18 protein-coding genes are annotated in these 20,769 nt (G+C 30.2%); all 18 read right to left on the bottom strand.

All coding sequences use genetic code 11. The annotated features are described in order from the left end of the window. Nucleotides 1–63: 63 nt before the first annotated feature. Nucleotides 64–1,431 (bottom strand): uracil-xanthine permease family protein, encoded by a 1,368-nt coding sequence (locus ACZ41D_RS02510; RefSeq protein ID WP_464152346.1) that lies wholly within the window; start codon nt 1,429–1,431, stop codon nt 64–66. Next, the gene (gene xdhC, locus ACZ41D_RS02505; RefSeq protein WP_464152345.1) at nt 1,424–1,909 is read right to left on the bottom strand and encodes a xanthine dehydrogenase subunit XdhC; all 486 of its coding nucleotides are present in this window, start codon (nt 1,907–1,909) and stop codon (nt 1,424–1,426) included. Before xdhC ends, ACZ41D_RS02510 begins: the two co-directional genes overlap by 8 nt. After that, nucleotides 1,902–2,792 carry a xanthine dehydrogenase subunit XdhB gene (gene xdhB, locus ACZ41D_RS02500; protein ID WP_464152344.1) on the bottom strand — a complete coding sequence of 297 codons (891 nt, stop codon included), beginning with the start codon at nt 2,790–2,792 and terminating at the stop codon, nt 1,902–1,904. Before xdhB ends, xdhC begins: the two co-directional genes overlap by 8 nt. A 26-nt stretch (nt 2,793–2,818) precedes the next feature. After that, the gene (gene xdhA / locus ACZ41D_RS02495) at nt 2,819–5,098 is read right to left on the bottom strand and encodes a xanthine dehydrogenase subunit XdhA (protein ID WP_464152343.1); all 2,280 of its coding nucleotides are present in this window, start codon (nt 5,096–5,098) and stop codon (nt 2,819–2,821) included. Between the two features lie 31 nt (nt 5,099–5,129). After that, nucleotides 5,130–6,389, bottom strand: coding sequence for a guanine deaminase (guaD, locus tag ACZ41D_RS02490; protein ID WP_464152342.1), 1,260 nt, complete (start codon nt 6,387–6,389; stop codon nt 5,130–5,132). Nucleotides 6,390–6,423: 34 nt separating this feature from the next. Continuing rightward, complete coding sequence (gene xdh, locus ACZ41D_RS02485; protein ID WP_464152341.1) at nt 6,424–8,985, bottom strand: selenium-dependent xanthine dehydrogenase; 2,562 nt, start codon at nt 8,983–8,985, stop codon at nt 6,424–6,426. 666 nt (nt 8,986–9,651) lie between these two features. Then, a complete protein-coding gene (ftsH, locus tag ACZ41D_RS02480) occupies nt 9,652–11,463 on the bottom strand; it encodes an ATP-dependent zinc metalloprotease FtsH (RefSeq protein ID WP_464152340.1) in 1,812 nt (603 codons plus the stop codon). A gap of 90 nt (nt 11,464–11,553) precedes the next feature. Beyond that, entirely contained in the window at nt 11,554–12,090 is a 537-nt protein-coding gene (gene hpt, locus ACZ41D_RS02475) for a hypoxanthine phosphoribosyltransferase (RefSeq protein ID WP_464152339.1), read from the bottom strand. Nucleotides 12,091–12,169: 79 nt separating this feature from the next. Next, complete coding sequence (tilS, locus tag ACZ41D_RS02470) at nt 12,170–13,555, bottom strand: tRNA lysidine(34) synthetase TilS (RefSeq protein ID WP_464152338.1); 1,386 nt, start codon at nt 13,553–13,555, stop codon at nt 12,170–12,172. 31 nt (nt 13,556–13,586) lie between these two features. Continuing rightward, a complete protein-coding gene (locus ACZ41D_RS02465; protein WP_464152337.1) occupies nt 13,587–14,483 on the bottom strand; it encodes a protein kinase domain-containing protein in 897 nt (298 codons plus the stop codon). Between the two features lie 59 nt (nt 14,484–14,542). After that, nucleotides 14,543–15,292: a vWA domain-containing protein gene (locus tag ACZ41D_RS02460; protein ID WP_464152336.1), complete on the bottom strand. Its 750-nt coding sequence runs from the start codon at nt 15,290–15,292 to the stop codon at nt 14,543–14,545. 110 nt (nt 15,293–15,402) lie between these two features. Then, nucleotides 15,403–17,781, bottom strand: a complete 2,379-nt coding sequence (gene spoIIE / locus ACZ41D_RS02455; protein ID WP_464152335.1) for a stage II sporulation protein E — start codon at nt 17,779–17,781, stop codon at nt 15,403–15,405. A gap of 614 nt (nt 17,782–18,395) precedes the next feature. Further along, nucleotides 18,396–18,809 carry a S1 RNA-binding domain-containing protein gene (locus ACZ41D_RS02450; protein ID WP_464152334.1) on the bottom strand — a complete coding sequence of 138 codons (414 nt, stop codon included), beginning with the start codon at nt 18,807–18,809 and terminating at the stop codon, nt 18,396–18,398. A 73-nt stretch (nt 18,810–18,882) separates the two neighbouring features. Continuing rightward, the gene (locus ACZ41D_RS02445; RefSeq protein ID WP_464152333.1) at nt 18,883–19,209 is read right to left on the bottom strand and encodes an FtsB family cell division protein; all 327 of its coding nucleotides are present in this window, start codon (nt 19,207–19,209) and stop codon (nt 18,883–18,885) included. Nucleotides 19,210–19,266: 57 nt separating this feature from the next. Further along, nucleotides 19,267–19,764 (bottom strand): spore cortex biosynthesis protein YabQ, encoded by a 498-nt coding sequence (gene yabQ / locus ACZ41D_RS02440; protein WP_464152332.1) that lies wholly within the window; start codon nt 19,762–19,764, stop codon nt 19,267–19,269. Between the two features lie 27 nt (nt 19,765–19,791). Then, complete coding sequence (gene yabP / locus ACZ41D_RS02435) at nt 19,792–20,079, bottom strand: sporulation protein YabP (RefSeq protein WP_464152331.1); 288 nt, start codon at nt 20,077–20,079, stop codon at nt 19,792–19,794. 72 nt (nt 20,080–20,151) lie between these two features. Beyond that, nucleotides 20,152–20,391 carry an RNA-binding S4 domain-containing protein gene (locus tag ACZ41D_RS02430; protein ID WP_464152330.1) on the bottom strand — a complete coding sequence of 80 codons (240 nt, stop codon included), beginning with the start codon at nt 20,389–20,391 and terminating at the stop codon, nt 20,152–20,154. 58 nt (nt 20,392–20,449) lie between these two features. After that, entirely contained in the window at nt 20,450–20,728 is a 279-nt protein-coding gene (locus ACZ41D_RS02425; RefSeq protein WP_464152329.1) for an HU family DNA-binding protein, read from the bottom strand. Nucleotides 20,729–20,769 lie beyond the last annotated feature (41 nt).

Raw genomic sequence — 20,769 nt, 5'->3', positions numbered from 1 at the left:
ACTAATTACACAATATGATTATTTTTAATATAAGTATTAAATATGTTATTTTAAATTATTCTTTTATGCAACTGTAGTTTCATGTTGTAAAGCGATTTCCGATTTTTCGCTTTCTTCTTTTAATATTAAATTAAGAATAAGAGCTGCAAATGTACCTGTACTTATTCCAGAAGAAAATAAAGTTTTCAAAACACCTGGAAGATTTGCTATAAAATCAGGTCTAACTGTTACTCCTAAACCTAACCCTATAGAAACAGACACTATTAAAAGGTTTCGATTATTTAATTTAACCCTACTTAATGTCTTGATTCCTGCAGCAGCAACATTACCAAACATTACTATGCCTGCTCCTCCTAATACTGGATTTGGCATAACTGCAATTAGAGCTCCTAATTTAGGGAAAATACCAAGAAATACCATTATTATTCCAGAAACCACAACAACAAATTTACTTGCAACCCTTGTCATAGGTATTAATCCAACATTTTGACTAAAGGATGTATTTGCATTTGCACCGAAAAAGCCTGCAATAAAACTCCCAACTCCATCAGCCAAAAGACCATTCCCTATTTCCTTGTCCGTCATTTCTTTATCGCATGCTTCACCAATAGCTTTAAGGCATCCTACTGTTTCTATAGTTGTAACTAAGTATGCAGCTATAAATGGAACAACGGCTGCTAAACTAAATTTTACTCCATATCTAAATATTCTAGGAAATTCAAACCATTTGGCATCTGCTACTGCACTAAAATCCACCATCCCAAGTGGAATACAAATTATATAACCAATTGTCATACCTACTAATACCGACGCTGTGCTTAAAATACCTTTAGCATATCTATTTAATAAAATTACTATAATCATTACAGTCATAGCAATCGCTAAGTTTTGTAAACTACCATATTCAGGAGAGCCTACGCCTCCAGCAGCCCAGTCAATTGACACTGGAAGAAGTGTAACTCCAATTAAAGTTACTACTGTACCTGTAACAATTGGTGGGAAAAATTTCATTAATGGTTTTATAAAACGACTTAAAATCATTTCAATAAATGAACCTAAAATTGTTCCTCCAAACATTGAAGGTACACCCATAGTAGATCCTACAACTATGGAAGGAGCAACAAAAGTAAAATCTGTTCCCATCATACAAGGAACTCTTGCTCCAATAGGCCCTATTCCTCTAGATTGTATAATTGTTACAATCCCAGCTACAAATATAGCTGCACTAACAAAAATTGCTGTATCTTGTACAGATAACCCTAAAGCTCCACATACTACAAGAGGTACTGCTACTATTCCTCCAAATGCGGCAACAATATTTTGAAATCCCAATAATATTGACATCAAGAGAGGTGGCTTATCATCAACTTTATACAACATTTCTGATGCCATATAATTGTCTTTTTTTTCATCAACTTGTTTTTCACTCATTTTTCTCTCTCCTTTTATTTTTAGTCTTTTCTATTGCATTTATAATATTTTCATATCCTGTACAACGACAAAAATTACCAGAAATTTGTTTTTTTATCTCTTCTCTTGTATATTCTTTTTCATCTTCCAAAATAGGTATAGAAGACATAATAAATCCAGGTGTGCAAAAACCACATTGAACTGCACCTTCATCTATAAATGCTTGTTGAATATCAGATATATTTCCTTCATCATCCATTAATCCCTCTAATGTAAGAACCTCTTTTCCTTCTGCCCAGATTGCAAGATATATACAAGAATCAACAGGTTCACCATCTATTAATACAGTGCACGCACCACATTCTCCAACTTCACAACCTCTTTTTACACTTGTTAAATTTAATTTGTTTCTAAGAACATCAAGAAGAGACTCTCTATCATCTACTACTAATTCTTTATGTTCTCCATTTACAGTAAAATTCAAAACTACATTAGCCATTAATTACACCCCCGGATTTTTTAATTGATTCTTTCAGACAACGTATACTTAATTCTTTAACAAGATGAATACGGAATTCTTTAGATGCACGCCATGATGTACGAGGATTAACTTCTGTAGCTGCTATTGAACTAAAAATTCGATACATCTCATCATCAGATATCTTCATTCCTTTTATAGCTTCTTCAGCCTTAGGGCACCTTATAGGAGTAGGAGCAGCAACACCATATGCCAAGCGAACATCTTCAATAATACTCTTATCTTCATTAAGTTTACAAGTTACACTACAACCTAATGTCGCAATATCCATTGAATTACGCATAGAATATTTAATATAATGTCCTGTATAGTTTTCATAATCATCTTTTTCTATATATATAGATGTAAGTATTTCATCATTTTTCAATTTAACTTTCCCTGGTCCTATATAAAATTCAGAAATAGGCATGATTTTTTTACCATTAGGCCCCATTATTTCAAGCTTAGCGTTAAGAGCAAATAAGGTAGGTGCACTATCAGCACTAGTAGCACCATTAGCAACATTTCCGCCTATAGTCCCCATATTTCTTATTTGAGGTCCACCAACTTGATCAACAGCTTCTCCTAAAACAGGTATATATTTTTGAACAATTGGGTCCTTTGTTACATGCGAAAAACTTGTAAGTGCTCCAATTTTTATACTACCGTTATCCAGTAGAGATACTCCTCTCAGTTCATCTAACCCATGAATGCTTACAAGTGAACAGCCAGCCAGCTTTCCATTACGAATCTTTATAAGTACATCGCTTCCACCTGCAATAATCTTTGCTCCAGGGTCTGCAACAAGATGCTCTATAGCATCTTCAACTGAAGTTGCACGATATATTTTTTTGATGTCATACATTTAATTTCACCTCTCTTTTTTATTAACTATATCAGTTTATATTCCTTAAACTTTTCAATTAATCTTTGTGGTGTTAGTGGAATAACATTAAATGGAATTCCTGTTGCATCCAATAATGCATTTCGGATTGCAGGTGCTACTGGAATAGCAGGAGGTTCTCCTAATGCCTTATTACCAAAAGGCCCTGATATATCATATGTTTCTACAAATTGTGCTTCTAAATGTGGCATATCCATAACTGTTGGAAGTTTATAGTCAAGTAAATTGTTATTAAGTGGTTTACCTGTCTTTTCATCAAATAAAAGTTGTTCACTTAACCCAAAACCTAAGCTCATACTCATACCACCATGTACCTGTGCTGCAGCAAGTTGAGGATTTAGCACTTTTCCACTATCATGAACATTTATAACTTTATTGACCTTAATTTTACCTAAAGGAATATCGACTTCAATATCTGCAAAACATGCTCCAAAAGAAAATGTATTAGACTTACACTGGTTCGTTACTTCTGACGTAATATGAATTGATTTTTCTGTATTGTAAATGGCATGAGTAGCAACATCTTGTAAGGATAACAATACTTCATTAGTTTCTTTGTTTATTATGTTGCCATTTTTAAGGTCAAGATTTCCTATAGGGAGTTTTAACATGAAGTTTGCATGCTCTAAAATTTTTTCTTTAAGTTTAATAGCAGCTTTTTTAGCAGCCATACCTGAAACATAAGATTGTCGTGATGCATATGCTCCTGAATCATATGGAGTAACGTCTGTATCTTGCATTGATACTATATATACTTTTTCCATTGGGATATCAAGAACATGAGACACCATTTGTGAGAAAACTGTGTCAGCACCTTGTCCTATTTCAGTTGCACCCATCTGAACTTGTACAGAACCATCTTGATTAAGTACAATTCTACAGCTTGCAGTTTCTAGTGCAATAGGATAAACACCTGTTGCATAACTAAATATTGCCATACCAACGCCCCTACGTATAGGACCTGTTTGGTTTTTATATTCTTTCTTCTTTTTATCCCATTCAATATATTTTTTGCCTTTTTCAATACATTCTTTAAGTCCATTACTATTGCACTTAATGCCATTATCTTCGAAACCTAATTTCATCATGTTAATCTCTCTTATTTTAATTGGACTTATATTAAGTGATCTTGCAATTTCATCAACATGAGATTCTAATGCAAACGTAATTTGTGGTATTCCATACGCACGCATTGCACCAGAACTAGGAGTATTTGTGAAAACCGTATACGCATCGCACTTAGTTGCTACTTCATCATTGTATATTTGCTTTACAGCACCGGCTGCCTTACCTATAACACTGTGCCCATGAGATGCATAAGCACCTTTATTCCCATATACTTCTACTTTTCTTGCGACAAAACGTCCATTAGGGCGCACATAACTCTTAATCTTTATTTTCGTTGCATGACGTACACGTGTACAAATAAAATCTTCTTCTCTTGTAAGCTCAAGTTTAACACATCTACCTCCAACTAATTGAGATAAATAAGCATTTAGTGGCTCATAAAGAACTTCTTGTTTACCACCAAATCCTCCTCCTATATATGGCTTAATAACTCTAACTTTACCCCAACCAATTCCTAGTGCTTGACCTACTACACGTCTTACTATATGAGGAATTTGAGTTGAAGTAACAACAACTATTTTACCAGCTTCGCCATAAGCATAAGAAATAGGATTTTCGATATAGCAGTGTTTTACCATAGGAGTTTCATATTCTCCTTCAAATACTAGAAGCCCTTTTTCTTTGATTGCATTATCAAAATCACCTATTTCATAACTTGTGTGTTTTAGAATATTGTTAGGATAAGCGTCATGAATAGGTTTTGCTCCTTTTCTTAAAGCAGCTTCAATAGAAACCAATGGCTCATATTCTTCATAATCAACCTTTATAAGCTTAAGTGCCTTCTCTGCAGTTTCTTTATCTTTAGCAATTACAGCTGCTATATCATCACCATAATATCTAACTCTTTGATTAAGTAACTTCCTGTCTGCAATATCTGCATGATCAGGGTCAAGAGCCCAAGGATGGCCAGCTGTTGGGAAAGTAATATCTGGAACATCGAAACAAGTAACGATTTTTACAACTCCATCGAGTTTTTCAGCTTCTGATGTATCAATACTTTTCACAAGACCATTAGCAATAGTACTATGAAGAACTTTAGCAATGAGTGCATTACTCAGGCGAAAATCGTCTGTATATTTTGCACGTCCAGTTACCTTTTCAAAAGCATCTACTCTTTTAACGCTTTTACCAATACTCATTTCATCCCCTCCTATATATTTTGATAAAAAATTAAGATATTTTATTTCCTTCTACGTATCTAGCACAAATGTTTCTATCATCACCTGTATATATAAATTTTTCTAACCTATCCTCTATAGAATAGTTGTTAGACATAATTTCCTCATCTTCAATTACAAGTGCATCCATACTATATCCATTTTCAAAGCTTCCAGTTTTACCGAAAAATTCACCACCGCTTTTCGTAGCTAAATAAAATGCTTCAGATATAGTAAGTGGTTTAGATCCTGAATTATACATATTTATTATCTTAGAAGACTGAATTGCTCTAACTATAGTTTCATTTAAAGCAATTTTATGACCAGCAGCAATATCACTACCAAGTCCTACCTTTATTCCAATGTCTAAATATTTTCTAATCGGCATTATCCCACTTATAAGGTTTATGTTCGAATCTGGACAATGTACCAACATAACATTATTCTTTTTGACTAATCTTATTTCATCATCATTTAAATATATGCCATGTGCCATAACTGTTGGAGTTTGCCCAAATAAACCATTTTCATTATAAACTTCTGAATAATTTTTTGCCTTTGGGAAAAGATTTTTTACCCATTCTATTTCATTAAGACTCTCATCTAAATGGGATTGAACCGGTAAATTGTATTCATCAGCTAATTTACCTAATTCTTTTAGTAATTCATCTGTACAGCTAGGTGCAAATCTTGGAGTTATAATAGGTTTAACTAATTTGTCATTTTTGTATTTCTCAATTAAGTACCTTGTTCCTTTTATTAAACTATCTTTTGATTCTATAATATATTCAGGTGCATTTCTGTCCATTTCTACTTTTCCAACATATGCTCCAATTCCTTTCTTCTTTAAAATCTCAAATAATACTTCTGTACTTTTTGTTGAAGAAGTAGCAAAAATACATGCCCTTAAAGTTCCATTTTTAACTAGTTTATCTACAAAATTTGTATAAGCTTTTTCTGCAAATTCTATATCTAAAAATTCTTTTTCCGATTTAAATGTATATTCGTTTAGCCAATCAAGAAGTTTTTTATTCATTCCTATCCCACTCTGCAAAAACTGAGGTGCATGCAAATGCAAATCTACAAATCCTGGAATTATCAACCTGTTACCATAATCCTTGACTGGATGACCATTATATTTTTCTGGCAAAACTTTATATATTCCTTCTACTTTACCATCAATACATACAATGTAGCTATCGCTATATACATCGAATTTATTGGGTGCCGATGTAAATATAATATTACCTTTTAATATTAATGAATTCCCCATATACATATCTCCCCTGCATATTTTTTACTTGTTTTTACCTTTTCTTTCTGCTATAAGGTGTGTTTTCTAGTGGAAGTTTATTTCTGAATATACCGTCGTATTTTAAATACGCTCCACTAACAGCAGGTGCTACTGGTATAGCAGATATTTCTCCAATACCTTTTGCTCCGTATGCTAACTCACTATTGTTTTTACCTAAAATAATTGATTTAATTTCTGGTACATCAGTAGCCCTTAAAAGTCCTAAAGTTCCATATCTAGCTGTAGGTACACAATCTTTCAATGGATAATCTTCTGTAAGCGCATAACCTAACCCCATAACTACTCCGCCTTCAATTTGTCCCTCTAGATTTTTAGGGTTAATTGGTTTGCCTACATCATGAGCAGCTACTACTTTGTCAATGCGTCCATTTTCATCTAAAATTACGAGATCTGTTGCATAACTATAAGCTATATGGCTAACAGGATGTTCCTTATCAGAACCCATAGGGTCAGTTATCCCATTATATTCTCCATAATAATCTTGGCCTTCTAATTCATCAAGTTTTTTTGTCTTTAAAGCTTTATTAAGTTCCTTAGCAGCAAGTCTTACGGCTTCTCCAGTAAATAATGTTTGTCTTGAAGCTGTAGACATACCAGAATCTGGAGTGATAAATGTATCTGGAGCATCAACTACTACTTTCTCTTTTTCTATTCCCGTTGTTTCACATAATATCTGTATGGCAATCGTAGCAAGACCTTGCCCCATACATGCAGCACCTGTTCTAATATGAACTTTACCATCAATAATTGATAGCCTACATCTTCCTATATCAGGAACTCCTACACCTAAACCAGTATTCTTAATAGCACATGCTATGCCAACATATTTATGCTTATCATATTCATCTTTTACAGCTAATAGAGTTTCTTTAAGAGCAGTATCGTCACCAGCAATTTGCCCATTTGGAAGAACTTCTCCAGGTTCTATTGCATTTCTATACCTTATTTCCCAAGGTGAGATTCCCACCTTCTCAGCTAGTAAATTTAAATTACATTCAGTAGCAAATAAAGATTGTGTAACCCCAAAGCCTCTAAATGCACCTGCTGGTGGATTATTAGTATATACTGCCAATCCTTCTATATCTACATTTTGGTAATTATATGGCCCTGCTGCATGAGTACATGCTCTCTGCAATACTGGTCCTCCAAGTGACGCATAAGCTCCAGTATCTGCTATAATCCTAGCCTTCATTCCTGTCAATTTGCCATTTTCATCACAAGCTGTTGTGAATTCCATTTCCATTGCATGCCTCTTAGGATGAACTATTAAGCTCTCCTGTCGTGTTAATGTTACTTTTACTGGCTTTTTTGTATACCATGTCAAAAGTGCTGCATGATGCTGAACGCTCATATCCTCTTTGCCGCCAAAGCCTCCACCTACAAGTTTATTAATTACTCTTACTTTTTCAGCAGGTATTCCTAATAATCGTGAACATTCTCTTTGTACTGCAAATACACCTTGACATCCAGTATATATTTTTACTACATCACCATCCATCATGGCTAAAGCACTTTCTGGTTCCAAAAAAGCATGTTCTGTAAAAGGTGTAGAATATCTTTTAGTTACAACATATTTTGATTTAGCAATTGCTTCATCTGCATTTCCTCTTTTAAGTACTTCTTTTACTAAAATATTACCTTTTTCATGTATCTTAGGTGCATTTTCATCCATAGCTTCATATGGATTCCTTAATGGCTTAAGTTCTTCATACTCTACTTTTATTAAATTAAGTATTTCCTCTAAACCCTTTTTACTTCTGGCAGCAACTAAAGCCACTGCATCTCCCACATATCTTGTTTCTTCACCTACAGCTATTAAAGCAGGCCAATCGTTTATAATATGTCCTATATATCTTTCACCAGGCACATCTTCAGCAGTGAGAACAGCTTCAGCCTCAGGGTGTTTCAATGCTTCAGATATGTCTATACTTTTTACTAAAGCTCTTGGATACTTAGCTTTAAGCGATGCCCCATATAACATACCTTCAACATACATATCATCCACATATTCACCAATTCCTAATATTTTCTCTCTTGCATCAACTCTGTTCATTTCATCGCCAACAATACCTTTGCATTCTCTTTTAGGTGGCTTAATGCCTTCTCTCATAGCTTTTGCAGCCATTAAAATTGCCTTTTCAATTTTCACATAACCCGTGCATCTACATATATTGCCCCTTATTGCCTTCTTAATATCTTCTCTAGTAGGGTTTAAATTATTATCTAAAAGTGATTTTGCACTAATAACCATTCCTGGAATACAATATCCACATTGTACAGCTCCAGCCTCAGTAAACGCCCATGCATATATATCTTTTTCTTTATCTGATAATCCTTCCACAGTTAATACTTCTTTACCATCAACTTTACTTGTAGTTAATCTACACGATTGTCTTTTTTTTCCGTCAACTAAAACTGAACATGCTCCACATACTCCTTCACCATTACATCCATTTTTTACTGATGTAATTCTTTTATCATCCCTTAAGTAATCAAGTAAACGTTTATCTTCATTTGTGCTAACTTTTTCTCCATTTAAAATAAAACTATACATCATCCTACCCACCTTTAATTAATTTCAATTAATAAGTTACTATGTTTTATAAATATTTTATTCACATATAATTTATGTAGCAACAATCATGCCAATAAACACCAATTGTAATATGAGACTTTTAACTTTTATAAATAATATTTTAAAACTAACTAATAAACCTAATTTGTAATTGATTGTAAAAACTATATAAATACTTACAGTTCAAAATATAACAAATTATATTCTAGATATCTGAATTTTTGCGATTTTAATTGAAATTAAAGGAAAGAAACTATAAAATACAAATTTTTATAATTTTAAAAAAATTTTATTTATTATAAATGTAAATATGTCTTATAATATTAATAGAAATTCAATATTTACGCACAAATCATACGGTATTTTTTCCGATACTTTTGTTTAATTTTCATATTGATAAAAATTATCATATTGATATATTTGTCTTAAATTTGTTATTATAGTATTTTTAATTCTATTAACATATAAGATATCAAACTAATTATCAGTTTGATAATTGGTTTGATAAAAAATAATCAAATGTACAATATATTCGGAAAAAAGAATATTAAATAAGGAAATAAAATTTGTCATACGAGGTATTTAGCATATGATATAAATAGTTTTACAAAAAAACAGTTCCAATTGGAACTGTTTTTGTAAAAATTATGCACTCATAAATACATTCTCAAACTCTTTAGCATCAAGAGTTTCTTTTTCAAGCAAAGCTTCTGCTACTTTATGAAGTTTATTAATATTTTCAGTTAGTAATTCTTCAGCTTTATGATAAGCTTTATCTATTAACCCTCTTATTTCTCTGTCAATTTGTGCAGCCACTTCTTCACTATAGTTTCTAGTTCTTCCAAGATCTCTGCCGATAAACACCTCTTCCTCATCTGTTCCATATGTCATAGGACCTAATTTCTCACTCATACCATAATGTGTGATCATATTTCTAGCTAATTTTGTAGCTCTTTCTAGATCATTTTGAGCACCTGTACTAATATCTCCTAATACAAGTTTTTCAGCAACTCTTCCTCCTAGCATTTGGACTAAATGCTCTTCCATCTGTGTCTTAGTCATATATTGCCTATCTTCTTCTGGAAGATACATAGTAAATCCTCCAGCTCTTCCTCTAGGAATAATTGTAACCATATGGACAGGATCTGTATTTGGCAGTAATCTTGAAGCAACAGCATGCCCTGCTTCATGATATGCTGTAAGTTTCTTTTCTTTTTCGCTTATTACCTTGCTTCTCTTTTCAGGGCCAGCAATAACTTTAGTAGAAGCCTCTTCTATTATGTGCATAGGTATCTTCTGTAAATTATTTCTTGCTGCTAAAAGTGCAGCTTCATTTACTAAATTTTCTAAATCTGCTGGAGTAAATCCTGGAGTTCTTCTAGCTACAACCTTAAGGTCAACATCTTCATCTAACGGCTTATCTCTAGTGTGTATTCTTAGTATTGCTTCCCTTCCCTTAATATCTGGAACACCAACATAAACCTGTCTGTCAAATCTTCCTGGTCTTAATAATGCTGGGTCTAAAATATCTGGTCTATTTGTAGCAGCCATTACAATGATACCTTCGTTTTCACCAAATCCATCCATTTCTACAAGTAGTTGGTTTAATGTTTGTTCACGCTCATCGTGACCTCCACCTAAACCAGCTCCACGTCTTCTTCCAACTGCATCTATCTCATCTATAAACACTATACATGGTGAATTCTTCTTAGCTTGATCGAATAAATCTCTTACACGTGAAGCACCAACGCCAACAAACATTTCAACAAAGTCTGACCCACTTATACTAAAAAATGGTACACCAGCTTCACCAGCAACTGCTTTACTCAAATATGTTTTACCTGTTCCCGGAGGTCCTACCATCAATACTCCTTTAGGTATTCTTGCTCCAAGTTCAATATATTTTTTAGGACTTTTAAGAAAATCAACTATTTCTTTTAATTCTTCCTTTTCCTCATCTAATCCAGCTACATCCTCAAATGTAATCTTTTTCCCTTCATTTTGTTTATGCATCTTTGCTTTACTCTTGCCAAAAGACATTACACGACTTCCTCCGCCTTGAGATTGCTGCATAAACACAAACCAAAATACTACAAATATTAAAATCATAAAGATTGTTGGTAATGCTTGCAATATCATTGGAGTTTCAGGTGGTTGTTCTCCGCTAAATCTTATTTCTCCTTTGTCGACAGGTTCTTCAAGATATTTACTATAAAAAACTTCTTGTACTGCCCATGGTACATAAGAAGTAAATTTGGTTCCATCCTTTAATGTACCCTTTACATCATTCTCAACAAATGTAATACTTGATACATTATTGTTTTTAATATTCTCTATCAACTCAGTAACATCTAATTCAGTAACTTTTTCAACATCTCGTCCCATAACCTGTACAACAAATATTATAATTATGAATATAAGCAAATAGAAGCTTATACCCCTAAAAAATCTTCTCAACAAAAGTCCTCCTCTCCAGTATGCAAACTATCATATTATAATATTCTACCATACATTTTTCCAAAATACAATAATGCACAGTTAAATATTTTATCTATAAATTTCTTCTTTAAGAATGCCTATATAAGGCAAATTTCTATATTTCTCTGCAAAATCTAAACCATACCCAACTACAAATGCATCAGGAATTTTAAATCCAATGTAATCAACTTTAACATCAACGCTTCTTCTTTCAGGTTTATCCAAAAGAGTACATATCTTCACACTGTTTGCTCCCCTAGATTTTAAGTTATTAGTCAAGTAACTTAGTGTAAGTCCAGAGTCTATTATATCTTCTACTACCAATATATCTTTACCCTCAATACTAGCATCTAAATCTTTAATTATTCTTACAACTCCAGATGATTGCGTAGATTTTCCATAGCTAGAAACAGCCATAAAATCTATAGTTATCGGTATCTTAATATATTTACATAAATCAGACATAAACATAACTGCTCCCTTTAATATTCCAATAAGCATCAAATCCTTACCTTTATAATCATTTGTTATCTTTTCACCTAATTCTTCAACTCTTTTTTGTATCTCGTCTGAAGTAAGTAATATTTCACTAATGTTGTTTTCCATAATTAGCCTCCTCAATTAAAATTATTTCTTGCAAAATTTAAAATCTATAATTATTTATTTTTCAAATTATAATAAACTTTTAATTTATATACTCTACCACCAAAACATTTTTTGTGTGTTCAGTTATTTTATATTTTTCACTTACCCTATATCCTATTATCCAAACAATATTATTTCCATCTACTAATAAAGGAATCTTGTCCCTCTCATCTCGTGGGATTTTTTTATCTATAAAAAAATCTTTAAGTTTTTTGCTGCTATTCATTCCAATAGGTACAATTCTATCACCTTTTCTCCTATTTCTTAAATAGAGTTCGCTTTTTATTTTATCATAATCAAAAAACTTTATAAATCTATCATTAAAACTAATATTAACTTCTTCCCTTGACAATACTTTACATTTAACTTTTGTACTTAATTCATTAATAAAAGTAATCTCATTTATTTTAAGCCTATATTGAAAATTAGATATTCCATTTTCTTTTTTATTTTTCTTAATAATTAATTTTTCATAACTTACTTGAGCTAAAATTCCTTTATTAATACTTATTTCTTTTCCTGTATTACCTTTTTCAAATAAGTTCATAACATCGTCAATATGCTTTTTTTCAAGATCTTTAATATCCCCCAATAATCTTTCTACAGATATCCTAATAACTCTAGCCTTTATTGCTGGATGTAATTTTTTAAAACCTTTTTTACTTAATACAACATTGTTATCAGTCTTACTTTCTAGCACTTTTTCATAGCTTTCTTTACTATACTCATCTAAGAACTCTTTATCATATGATAATATCTTAGCATTTCTAAATAACGTATCAATTATATTGTTATTCAAATTCTTTTCAATATAAGGTATAAGCTCAAGCCTAATTTTATTTCTCCCATATAATGTTTCAAAATTAGTTTTATCAATCCTAGTTTTAATATTTTTAACAAAACAGTACTTCTCTATCTCTCCTCTATCAATGTCTAATAATGGTCTAATTATATCGCCATTTTTATATTTCATGCCTACTAAACCATCTATGCCTGCTCCCCTAATAAATCTAAATAGTACAGTTTCTGATTGGTCATTTTTATTATGTGCAACTGCAATCTTTCCCCCACCAATTTTATCTAAAATCTCTCTGAAGAAATCATATCTTATTTTTCTACCAGCTTCCTCTGAAGATAATCTGTTTTCCTTGGCATATTTATTCATGTCTACCCTTTTTATGTATAGCGGGATATTTAAAGTTTCACAAGTTTGTTTCACAAAAAACTCATCTTCATCAGCTTCTTTACCTCTTACACCATGGTTAACATGAGCTGCATAAATTTTAAAATTAATTTTCTTTTTTATTTCCATAAGAACATAAAGAAGAGCCATCGAATCAGGCCCTCCTGACAACCCTAATACTATATTCTCTTTTTCATTTATCAGATTATGGGTTTTAATTGTCTTATAAACTTTTTCTTCCATAACCAATGACATCCTTCATCATTAATTTTTTTTACCATAGTAACATCAATGATACTACAAAAAAAACAATACTAAATATTAAAACTATATCTATTATATCAATTTTATCTTTATTTCTACACAATTTATTTGTTTTTTTATTAATTATATTTATTAAATCTTTTCTAAATCTACTAAAATCACTGTACCTGCCACTTACACCTTTAATTATAACTTGTTTTATACTGTTATCTATTCCTAATGTTTTAATATTATTTTTTACTATGGACATATTAACTAATAAGGGATTAAATTCTTTGTTAGATATTAGAGAAACCATTAGCATAGATAAACTAAATATTATACTTTCAACATCTTTCATCTTAAAGTTTAATCTCCATGAAATCATGTTATATGTTGGAGTATATTCCTTTATACTTGAATTTTTTTTTATTGCTCCACCAAAATCAATTAAATAAACTTTTTTGCTTTTTCTGCTAATTAATATATTCTGTGGCTTAATATCAACATAGAGATAACCTATATTGTTGATAATTTCCATCATGGTTGATAGTGTTATAATAATTTTTATTAGCTTTTCTATATTATATTTTATATTCTTAATATAATCATTTAAACAAATTCCGTCAATATAATCCATAATAAAAAAATGAAAAATATTATTTTCTTTTACATAATCATCAATTTCATAGACATTTGGAACAAAATCTATGAAACGCATCTTAACTAAAATGTCATATTCTCTAGTTATGGAACTTATATCTTCACTAATTTTCAAAGCATAAATTTTTTTATTTTTATCTATTACCTTATAAACCTCACCTATACCACCCTTGCCTATTTTTTGAATGATATTGTACTCGTTTCCATTCCATTTTCCTTTTATGGTATTGTTTTCTATTATTATGTTTTTTTTCTTATTATCCAACATAATCATTCCTTTATTTCCTGGTTATTCTCTAAACATTATGGATAATAAAATTTTGATTATAAAATGCTTTCATCTAATAATGGAGAAGAATTACAATCTTCTTTAAGTTCTTCTTCTACACAATCAATTGCTTCTCCATTTAACAAATTTATTGCTGTTTCTAAAGCAAGACCAGTAGGTGTAGTCCCTCCAGTACGTATCATATCAAAGCTTTTTTCCAATGTTTGAACATCGCCTGTAAAATCACATAGTAATCTACACATTTTGTCATTTTCCCAAGGATACGTTATTAAAGCAATTTCCATTTTCCCTTTTCTTTCATTCATAACTTTTAGTAAACTTAAAACACTATTTTTTGCTACTGTTATTTTTTTAGCCATACTACCACTGCAGTCCATTACTACACAGCATTTTATATCTATCTCTTCTTCTAATTTATCTATTGCTTTAATTATTTTATTTCTCTTATCAGGGTGCATATCAAGCATATCGGCTTTAAATACTTGTTTTAATTCCCTATTTACTGCTTCTTCTATAGTTTTATAAACCGATTTTGCTGTCATCATTGTCATAGTTTGAGAAAGGCTCTCTAAGTTAGTAATTTCCCATAAACCACCTCCAGCAGCTGCGATATTTTGTATCTCGGCCATAGGTTTTTCTAATTTGCAATTTTTTACTATTCCTATGGTATTAATTATTATGCCATTTCTTTTTCCCCTATCAGCCACTAACACTGGGTTTATGCCAACATTTGATTCTCCGTCAGTAACAAGTATTATCTCTTTTAAAACTGTACTATCACTCATACTAATCCTCCTATATATATTTTTTTTTGATTATTGCCATTTATCAATCTTATATACATGGTGAATTTGTATGAGGAATTTAAACATATAAAAAGGAGCTTTTTAAGCTCCTACCTTCTTTTCCATATTTTAGTAACTAGCACCGTCATATCATCTCTTGCATTATTGTTACATCTTTCCAATGCCTTGCGTAATATCTCCTCTGCCATTTTTTGAGGGTTTATAGTATTTATTCCTTCTATTATTTCTGACATCCATGCTTCTTTATCATCTTTATCAATGTCGGCATCTAAAACCCCATCTGACATCATAATAATAAAATCACCATCTTCAAGATCACTTTCATAAACTTGAAAATCTACATCTTTCAATATTCCTACTGGTAAACTATTTGAATTGATTATTTCTATTGAATCTTTTCTCTTTATAAAAGTAGAAACCGCCCCTACTTTTATAAACTGTCCTCTACCACTAAGTAAGTTTAATATTGATATATCAACAGTAGATAACATTTCTTCATTTGACTTCAAAACAAGTATTGAGTTTATAGTTTTTAAAGCTAATTCCTTATTAAACCCTGCTTCGAGAAACTTCTCTAATAAAGATATAGTTATATTACTTTCGTTACTTGCTTTTATCCCCATACCCATTCCATCGCTTAAAGCAATATAATAATTACTACACTTTTCACCATATGTGTAATTATCTCCTGAAACATAATTAAATGAATCATTTAAAGATGCAACTTTAGTAATAGCTCCATATCTATTAGCTCTTATAAGTTTAATTTTAATTCCTTCATCTCCTTTAGTTTTATAGTTAAAATCATCTTTTATTAGTTCGTACCCAACTATTTCTGAAACCATATTAGTTATGCTTTCTAAATCAACATTATTTTTTGATGGTTTAATTTCTATATATATTTGAAACTCATCATCATCAGATTCGGCAACTATAATTTCTGCTACATTTATACCTTCTTTTCTAAGTCCAGCATATATCTGCTTTTCTACATCTTCCTTAAATCTCACATCTTTATATATCTCTTTAGATAAATCATCAATGATTTTAGATACACCACCTAACTGTTCAGAAACTAATTGTCTACTTTCTAGTATCTTGTTTTCCCATTCATAATTTATCTTATACATATCGAACAAGTAATTACATTTATTTACAATAAGATCAGGTTTTATGCATCTCTTTTTTAAAATATCAGGCAGAGCATTTTCAGTAATTGAACCGTTAGCTTCGATAAAACTCATAATATTAAACATAGAATGATATGTAGCATAAAAATCATCAACCCAACATACTTTATGCATAGCACAATTGCTGCAGACATCATTAACTACTTCATTTACAAATCCAGAAATATCATTCTGCTCAATAATGTGTTTTTTTTCAGATGCCATATAAAAGGTTTGTCCAAGTTCATCAAATACCTTTGAAATCTCTTTTAACCTTTTAAATGTCATTTCTTTCAACTTTTCACTATATGATTTTTTATTTCTTTCAAATCCCCAAAATCCTTCTAAAATTATATTTTTAACATTATCTATAGGTCTTGTAAAAATTAACATAAGAATGCATACAACAATTATTTCTTTAAATCCAATTAAATTTATAGTAATACCATTAATATAAAATGTCATTATTCCACTTCCTAGTATAAAACCTAAACAAGTACCTAATTTCCCTAAATCTTTAAACAAGCCAGCAAGCATCCCTGAAAAACCATATACAGAAATCAAAACTGGCATAGTGCTATATGACATCCCAGAAATTGTTCCTATTGTAACACCAATAGTTGCTCCAAAAGATGGTCCTTTGATATATGCAGTCATTATTACAATAAATATGGAGATTATTTCTTTTATTGATAACCCAATTAAAGAAAGGTTGTTAAGTCCTGATATGCATACTGAAATCATTATAGCAGTACAAATCATCTCTTCATTTGTACACCCTCGACTTATTTCATTTTCAATAGCTGAAATACCATAACTAAAAATATATATAAGAGTAAATATTATAACGCCTTCAAAAATAGTCATTAATATATCATATAAATAATAATCAGTAATTAATATATAAAAGGATTTAATTAGCACCATTAATATAGATGTAAATAATGACATTTTTAGTGTAGTAATTTTTAATTTATGATAAATTATTTTGTACAAAAGATATAGAGACCAAACTATAATAATATATGGAAACGCTTCATAACCTTTTATGCTTAAAATTCCTAGCGAAACAGATATACCTACTAATAAACCTTCATTAATTTTTTTTGCTATATAAGCTGCAAAAAAAGCAATTCCAAAAGGAGTTATATTATCCATAATTGAACTTCTAGCTATAAAAAAGGACATAATGAATACTAATATACCTTTAAGGTTTATGCTACTAAACAGTCCTCTTATTTTGTTATTTCCCCTAAGTTTGTTAGTCCGTGCAGAAACTAATACATTTTTATTTATCATTTAATATCACCGCCTATATTTTTTGATGTCTTCATTTTAGCAGATAGAAAATAAGATATTTGTCAAGAATAGTTATAAGGCCATCAAAATTTTCTGACAATAAAAACGTTATTTCCATAAATTATTAACATGTTTTCATTCTTAAAGTATATTGATAAAAATACGCTAGTTTTTTTCTTAACTATATTATGTATCTAAAAATATTGCAGTCATTCCAATCGACATAATTTTTTTTATATTTTTAATTAGTAAAAGTAAAATAAATATTAAAAATAATTTTTTTCTCACCTTAGTTAATTGTGTATATAACCTGATTATTATACATAAACAATAATATTAATACTTTAAAATAAACTCTGTTAAACTAAAACATTTCCAATTTCCCAAAAACATTAAAATATTATTTAATATAAGCATAAATTTATTTGTTGAACATTAAGACTCATATAAAGACATATACGCTACATAAAACATTAAGATTATCTTAACAGTTTAATTTGTATATTCAAACAAATGTCTTTATGTACAAAAATATCCAACACTTTAAAAAAAATATTATTTTGTCGTCAAAAAAACAAAAACCGGGATTATCCCGGTTATTACATCCAAAATTCCTAAGCTCTACTACGGCTTCTCATTGAATTCCAGTGTTTAGATTCTCTACTTTTTAATTGGTCTTGCTTTTCACCGCTTTCTTTCATAAACTTTGAAAGTTTATCCTCAAAAGACATATGCCTTTGTTTGTCATCAATCTTTCCCCAATCTATTTCAATTGGCTTGTTATTACTTCGTTTAGGTTTAGCTTGTCTTATGGAAAGGCTAATTTTCCCTTCATTGCTAATAGATAATACTTTCACCTTCACCTTTTGATCTTTCTTTAAATAATCACCAACCTTGTTTACATAGTCATCTGATATCTCAGAAATATGAACTAGTCCTGTCTCTCCTTCGGGTAATTTTACAAAAGCCCCAAAATTTGTTATGCCTGTAACAATACCCTCAACTACATTACCTACTAAAACGGGCATATAGAAAAGATTCCTCCTTCTTATATATTATCTATATTAATCTATTTAAGTATATCCTATAATATAAGATATGTCAATTTGTAGGTTTTTCTTCAATATTAAATGTATCCTTTTTCTTAGTACTATCTATGAATATGATTTCCCCATCTTTAACCATTTTAAGCTCATCTCTAGCAATTTTTTCAATGTAGTCTAAATTTCCAATATTATCGATTATTTCTTTTGTCTCATTTATTTCAGCTTCAAGTTTTTTAATTTCCTCTTGTTTTTCTGCTTTTTCTTTTTCTAATTTTTTAATAGTTATCTGTTGATTTATAAAAGTTGTCCCAATATAAAATAATATAAAAAGAAATACAATATACCTTAATTTAAATCTCCTTTTTTTATTTCTATTCCCCATAATTATACCTCCAAACAAGTTTACATAAATACTTCTACAAATAATAAGAAAACCCTTTTATTTTTTTGTTGAAATCATTTTTATATTTCTTTTTAAATCACCATATATTCTTAAAGGAATCTTATTCAATCTTTTAATTCTATTATATTTCTTTTTTATTTTTTTCCGAGGAATAGATAATAATCTCCATATTAATCTAATAGGATAAGTTACAATTCTTAAAAAAATATTTAACATCTTTAATATATATCTAACTGTATGTACCAAAAAGGTAATTATATATTTGCTTAATAATTTATTATATAGCAAAGCACCACTTAAAAACCCTATAAAATTATAACCTCTTATTTGCCCCCAACTGCTTGAAAATAAAATATATAATGATATAATACATACTATTATCCAAAACACAAAGTCTTCTATAAAAGTGGCTATCTTCTTAGGTCTAAAAAAATACCTAAATATCCTATATAAATCATAAATGAAACCTATAATAATACCACCATAAAGAGTAGATAAAAATATATAGGCTTGGGTTTGTATTGAATCCCCCATATTTATCCCCCTATATAAGCAAAATATTTATTTAAACATTTTTCCCAACAACCCTCCACTCTTACTATTAGGTGTATCTCTTTCACTATATATTATTCCGTTTATTGAACCATTAATGGTAACATTCCCATCCTCTAAATTGAGTTTATTTAAGTTTAAAGAGTTGCCTTTTATCGTTATCTTTCCTTTAACAGTGTATAAAACAATGGTATTTTCATTATAACTATTCACATGTTCAACCCCAGATACGCTCAATTTTTCTCTATTCTCCAATATTACATTCTGACTTCTATTTAAATTATTTTTTTCAGTCATAATATCCCTCCTTTGTATAGCATAAACAAGATACTATTAAATAATATGTATACAAAGGTATTTTTATGACTTCTATAATAATCTATACATATCTTCTGCTTTATTCTTCGGTGCATGTTCTAATAATTCTAATACTTCTACTTTTATTTCTTTATTTCCAAGGTTAATTTTTATTATATCTCCTATATTCACTTCTGTACCAGGCTTTGCTAATTTTTCATTGATCAGGACTCTACCTTGTTCACAAGCCTCCTTTGCTATAGTACGTCTTTTTATTATTCTTGAATTTTTTAAAAATTTATCAATTCTCATACTTATCCTCCATAAACAATTATTTCAAGCAAAAAATCAGGTCAAGGACCTGATTTTTTTATTTATTAACTGCTTCTTTTAAAGTTTTTCCCGCTTTAAATACTGGAGCACTTGAAGCTGGTATTTTTATAACTTCTTTTGGATTCCTTGGGTTTCTTCCTTCTCTAGCTTTTCTTTTTCTTACTTCAAATGTTCCAAATCCAACTAATTGCACTTTTTCACCTTTAACTAATGCTTCTTCAACACTTTTCATGAACGCATTTAGGGCAATTTCAGCATCTTTCTTGGTTAAATTACCTTTTTCTGCCATGCTAGCTACTAATTCAGATTTATTCATTTATATTCCTCCTTCATTAAAATGTTTAAAAATCAATACTT

The sequence above is a fragment of the Brassicibacter thermophilus genome, from assembly GCF_055378355.1.
Note: the sequence above shows the minus strand (reverse complement) of the source record. Positions and strands in the feature narration are given on the sequence as shown.

Bases quoted from the DNA above. Each gene is read 5' to 3' on its own strand.
- ACZ41D_RS02510 (WP_464152346.1), bottom strand. From the start codon at position 1,431: ATGAGTGAAAAACAAGTTGATGAAAAAAAAGACAATTATATGGCATCA.
- xdhC (WP_464152345.1), bottom strand. From the start codon at position 1,909: ATGGCTAATGTAGTTTTGAATTTTACTGTAAATGGAGAACATAAAGAA.
- xdhB (WP_464152344.1), bottom strand. From the start codon at position 2,792: ATGTATGACATCAAAAAAATATATCGTGCAACTTCAGTTGAAGATGCT.
- xdhA (WP_464152343.1), bottom strand. From the start codon at position 5,098: ATGAGTATTGGTAAAAGCGTTAAAAGAGTAGATGCTTTTGAAAAGGTA.
- guaD (WP_464152342.1), bottom strand. From the start codon at position 6,389: ATGGGGAATTCATTAATATTAAAAGGTAATATTATATTTACATCGGCA.
- xdh (WP_464152341.1), bottom strand. From the start codon at position 8,985: ATGTATAGTTTTATTTTAAATGGAGAAAAAGTTAGCACAAATGAAGAT.
- hpt (WP_464152339.1), bottom strand. From the start codon at position 12,090: ATGGAAAACAACATTAGTGAAATATTACTTACTTCAGACGAGATACAA.
- tilS (WP_464152338.1), bottom strand. From the start codon at position 13,555: ATGGAAGAAAAAGTTTATAAGACAATTAAAACCCATAATCTGATAAAT.
- ACZ41D_RS02460 (WP_464152336.1), bottom strand. From the start codon at position 15,292: ATGAGTGATAGTACAGTTTTAAAAGAGATAATACTTGTTACTGACGGA.
- spoIIE (WP_464152335.1), bottom strand. From the start codon at position 17,781: ATGATAAATAAAAATGTATTAGTTTCTGCACGGACTAACAAACTTAGG.
- ACZ41D_RS02450 (WP_464152334.1), bottom strand. From the start codon at position 18,809: ATGCCCGTTTTAGTAGGTAATGTAGTTGAGGGTATTGTTACAGGCATA.
- ACZ41D_RS02445 (WP_464152333.1), bottom strand. From the start codon at position 19,209: ATGGGGAATAGAAATAAAAAAAGGAGATTTAAATTAAGGTATATTGTA.
- yabQ (WP_464152332.1), bottom strand. From the start codon at position 19,764: ATGGGGGATTCAATACAAACCCAAGCCTATATATTTTTATCTACTCTT.
- yabP (WP_464152331.1), bottom strand. From the start codon at position 20,079: ATGACTGAAAAAAATAATTTAAATAGAAGTCAGAATGTAATATTGGAG.
- ACZ41D_RS02430 (WP_464152330.1), bottom strand. From the start codon at position 20,391: ATGAGAATTGATAAATTTTTAAAAAATTCAAGAATAATAAAAAGACGT.
- ACZ41D_RS02425 (WP_464152329.1), bottom strand. From the start codon at position 20,728: ATGAATAAATCTGAATTAGTAGCTAGCATGGCAGAAAAAGGTAATTTA.